The following is a 4,703-nucleotide window of genomic DNA, read 5'->3' as shown; positions in this document are numbered from 1 at the left end:
GCTGTAATAAGGTTAGTTCATTTCAACTAGGGATATTATTTACAAAATAGATATTAAATAAATATATGATTTCAATTTAGACTTATATAAGAACATAAAAAAATCCCCAATAATTTGGGGATTTTTATTATTTTGAACTTGAAATTGTTGCTGTTATTGGTGGAATAACTTGTTTCTTTCTTGAAAGAACTCCAGGAAGATACATAGAGTTATTCTTAAGTTCCTTATCATAGGTTCTAGCAACTACTTCTCTATCAGGTCCAGCTACAAACATTTCAGTACCTTCATTTAATATGTCTGTAAGCATGAATCCAATAAAGTTAAATCCTTCTTCTTTAACCTTGCTTTCCATAAGCTTTATCATATCTTCTCTCTTTGAGTCAAAGCTTTCAAGGTCCATAGTGTTGACTTGAGCAACACCTATCTTCATACCATTTATATTAAATACCTTAAAATCTTGATAAAGAAGTTGATCTACAGTTCTATCACTAAGAGATGTACTAGCTTTGAACATTTCCTTAGCAAACTTTTCAAGATCTATGTTAGCTATCTTAGAAAGTCTTGTAGCTATCATCTTGTCTATTGGAGTACAAGTTGGTGATCTGAATAGTAGAGTATCAGAAATTATAGCAGCACATAACACTCCAGCAGCTTGTCTAGAAGGTCTTATTCCATTTTCGAAGAATATGTTAGCAACTATAGTTGATGTACTTCCAACAGGCTCATTTCTAAAGTATATAGCATTTCCAGTTTGAATATCTGCTATTCTATGATGATCTATGATTTCAAGAATTTCAGCATCCTCAAGACCATGAACTGATTGACCACGCTCATTATGATCAAGAAGTATCACTTTTTTCTTGTTCTTAGATATTAAATGATATCTAGATACACATCCTACTACCTTGTTATTAGAATCAACCACTGGATAGCTTCTGTATCTTGTTTCAAGCATTACGTCTTTCAATTCATCAACAAAATCATCCTCTGAGAAGTACACAAGGTCATCCTTAGTCATAACATAACCTACAGGTATACTTTGAGTTATAAGTCTTGAAGATGTAAATGAATCATAAGGAGTTGATACTAAAGAACAACCATTTTCCTTTGCCATATTTATTATTTTTTCTGAAAGACTATGACCACCAGTTATAACTAGGCATGAAGCTCCAGCTTTTATAAGCATTTCTTGAGCATCTTCCCTATCTCCACATATGGCAATATCACCTTTTTCAACTATTGTTTTTATGCTGTTAGGTTGCATAGCTGAAACTATTATTTTTCCTTCACACATAGTTGAGTTTTCATTTAAGTATATCGCTTTTCCAGATAAAGTTTCTATTAAATTCTCAAGGCTTGTGTTACTTTTTGATAAAATATCATTGTCCCAAACATCCATATAATTAGAAGTAAGATTAGACACAGAAACAATACCTATTAGGGATTCATTTTCATCCACTACAGGTAAAGTTTTTACATTATTTTTCTTCATTAAGCCCCAAGCTTTTTTAAGAGTTATATCTTTAGATATAGGAGCTATATTATCAATATCTAAATCAGATACTTGCTGTTTAACAGTTTCTATAAGTAGAGGAGCCTCTACTTTAAAATAATCAAGTACGAATTGAGTTTCACGGTTTATTTTACCAAGTCTTGAAGCTACAGCTTTTACCCCAAGTTTATTCTTAAGTTCTGAATATGCAATAGATGCACATATAGAATCAGAGTCAGGGTTCTTATGCCCTGTAACGTATACTACATTTTTCAATTGTTACCCTCCTTATTGCTACAAAAAAAGTATATAGAAAATTTTTAATATTACAATAAAATTCTTTTGTAATTTATACTTTATATTTTTACTTTATACCACAAATTATACTATATAATCAAGTTTTAATAAGTAAAAAATTATTTTAATAAGTAAAACATTCTTTTAATAAGTTAGGATAGCTTTGAATATATTTAGATAGATGAATTTCTTTTCAATTTTGTAAAGAGAGAGGTGAATTAAGTGGTTGAAGAGAAGGAACTGAATTTGGGATTAAGTGGGAAGGAGGCAGAGCTAAGGTATAGAACTTATGGACCTAATAGACTACAAGGAAAAAAGAAGGTTTCACCTATATTAATTTTTCTGGCACAGTTTAATGACTTTATTATATGGGTACTTATAGGTGCAACTATAATATCTTCTTTTATGGGAGATATAGCAGATGCAATAACCATAATAATAATAGTTATAATAAATGCTGTTCTTGGTTTTGTACAAGAGTTTAGAACAGAAAAATCTTTAGATGCACTAAAGTCTCTAGCAGCTCCAACTACTAAGGTTATAAGGGATGGTAAGATAGGAGTTATAAATGCGGAATATTTAACTGTTGGAGATCTTGTGGTTCTAGAGGCAGGGGATAGAATACCAGGAGATGGAATGCTTATAGAGGGAGGGTCTGTGGTAGATGAATCTCTTTTAACAGGAGAATCAGTTGGAGTTAGTAAAAGCACTCTTTCTAGAGAGAATATTATGTTTATGGGAACTATAGTTCTAAAAGGAAAGTGTCTTATGAGGGTTACAGAAGTAGGGATGAGTACTGAAATGGGTAAAATAGCTCATATGTTATCATCCATAGAAGAAGAAAAATCTCCTTTAAAAGAAAAGTTAGACAGCCTTGGTAGGTTACTTGTAGTTGTATGCTTTTTTATTTGTGCTATAGTAATCTTTGTTGGGATAGCAAGGGGACAAAAAGCTACAGATATGTTTTTGCTTGGAGTTTCTCTTGCAGTAGCTGCAATTCCAGAAGGATTAGCAGCTATAGTTACTGTTTGTCTTGCTCTTGGAGTTTCTAGAATGCTTGAGAGAAATGCTTTGGTTAGAAAATTACCTGCAGTAGAAACCTTAGGATGCACATCTATTATTTGCAGTGATAAAACAGGAACTTTAACAGAGAATAAAATGACTATGAAAGCTTTATATTTTAATGAGAATTTATATGAACTTGATAAAGGTAAAGTGCCAGATAATGTATTATTAAAGAAAGCCTTTGTGTATTGTAATGATTGTAACTATGATTATTCTAAGAAGAGTATTAATGAGGGGCTTATAGGAGATCCTACAGAAACAGCCTTAATTAAAGGTTATTTTAAGGATTTAAAATCCCTTAAAGATTTTAATGTAAAGGGAAAAAGAGTTTTTGAAATCCCTTTTGACTCCACAAGAAAAATGATGTCTGTTGTGATTAAAGATAACAATAATGAGGTTTGTTATGTAAAAGGAGCTCCAGAAAGATTACTATCTAATTGTACGAAAGTTTTAATAGATGGACAGATTGTTCCATTCACATATTCATTAAAGGAAAAGGTAGCAAAGACTATAGAGGATATGTCTTCTAACGCATTAAGGTGCATAGCAGCTGCCTATAAAGATAAAAACATAACTAAAAATAACTCTTTGGAAAGAGAGCTAACATTTTTAGGAGTAGCAGGGATTATAGACCCTCCAAGAAAAGAAGTAAAAGATGCAGTACTGAAATGTAAAATGGCAGGAATAAAGCCTATAATGATTACAGGAGACCATAAAAATACAGCTTTTGCCATTGGACGAGATATAGGAATGTGTAATTCTATGGATGAGGTTTTAACAGGAGATGATATTGAAACCTTAAGCGATAAGGAACTTGATATTAAAATAAAAAAGATAAGAATATTTGCAAGAGTTAGTCCAAGTCATAAATTGAGAATAGTAAGGGCTTATAAGAGAAGAAATAATGTGGTAGCTATGACAGGAGATGGAGTTAATGATGCACCAGCTATTAAGGAAGCTGATATTGGAATAGCTATGGGTATATCAGGTACTGACGTTTCTAAAGAAGCATCTTCTATGATACTCATGGATGATAACTTTAAAACTATAGTTTCTGCAGTAGAAGAAGGAAGAGTTATATATAATAATATAAGAAAGTTTATAAGATATCTTCTTTCTTGTAATCTGGGAGAGGTTTTAACCATGTTCCTAGCTTCACTTTTCTATCTTGAGAACCCATTAACACCTATTCAAATTTTATTTGTAAATTTAGCAACAGATGGACTTCCGGCTATAGCTCTTGGAGTAGATCCCCCAGATAAGGACATTATGGATGAAAAACCAAGAAAGAAAAATGAAAGTATATTTGCAAGGGGACTTATGGAGAAAATCATCATTAGGGGTAGCCTTATAGGAGTATGTACACTACTAGCTTTCATAGCGGGGAAATATTATGGATATGATTTAGAGACCTCAAGAACTATGGCTTTATCAACCTTAGTATTATCACAGCTTATTCATGTATTTGAGTGTAGGTCAGAACATCACTCTATTTTTGAAATTAAGCTTTTTACAAACCCATATTTATTAGGAGCAGTAATTGTATCCATAGGAATGCTTTTAAGTGTAATATATATACCATTTTTCGGAGCAATATTCCATACTACAGCTCTAAATTTAGGACAATGGCTTATAGTTGTATTCTTATCTGGAATAATAGGCTTTATAAATAGCCTGTATCTATATGCAAAATAAAAAGTTTATTTATAAATAAGCCATATAATAATTAAAGTTAAATCAATATCTACTATTATTTAAGATATAATGAAAGGTTGAGTTTTAAAAGAGTTTATTTATATAGGGTTTTTAGCTTGAATCTTAACTTATACATGCACTTAAACCCTTTAAA

General features: G+C 31.4%; 2 protein-coding genes. One reads left to right on the top strand and one right to left on the bottom strand.

Annotated elements, in window-relative coordinates:
• Positions 1–127: 127 nt before the first annotated feature.
• The gene (locus tag AB2369_RS11535; protein WP_367666627.1) at positions 128–1,768 is read right to left on the bottom strand and encodes a putative manganese-dependent inorganic diphosphatase; all 1,641 of its coding nucleotides are present in this window, start codon (positions 1,766–1,768) and stop codon (positions 128–130) included.
• Between the two features lie 243 nt (positions 1,769–2,011).
• Between AB2369_RS11535 and AB2369_RS11530 the strand changes: the two genes are divergently transcribed.
• Positions 2,012–4,549, top strand: a complete 2,538-nt coding sequence (locus AB2369_RS11530; protein WP_367666626.1) for a calcium-translocating P-type ATPase, SERCA-type — start codon at positions 2,012–2,014, stop codon at positions 4,547–4,549.
• Positions 4,550–4,703: the final 154 nt, after the last annotated feature.

This window comes from Clostridium sp. (assembly GCF_040797585.1).
Lineage (GTDB): Bacteria > Bacillota > Clostridia > Clostridiales > Clostridiaceae > Clostridium_Z.
Note: the sequence above shows the minus strand (reverse complement) of the source record. Positions and strands in the feature narration are given on the sequence as shown.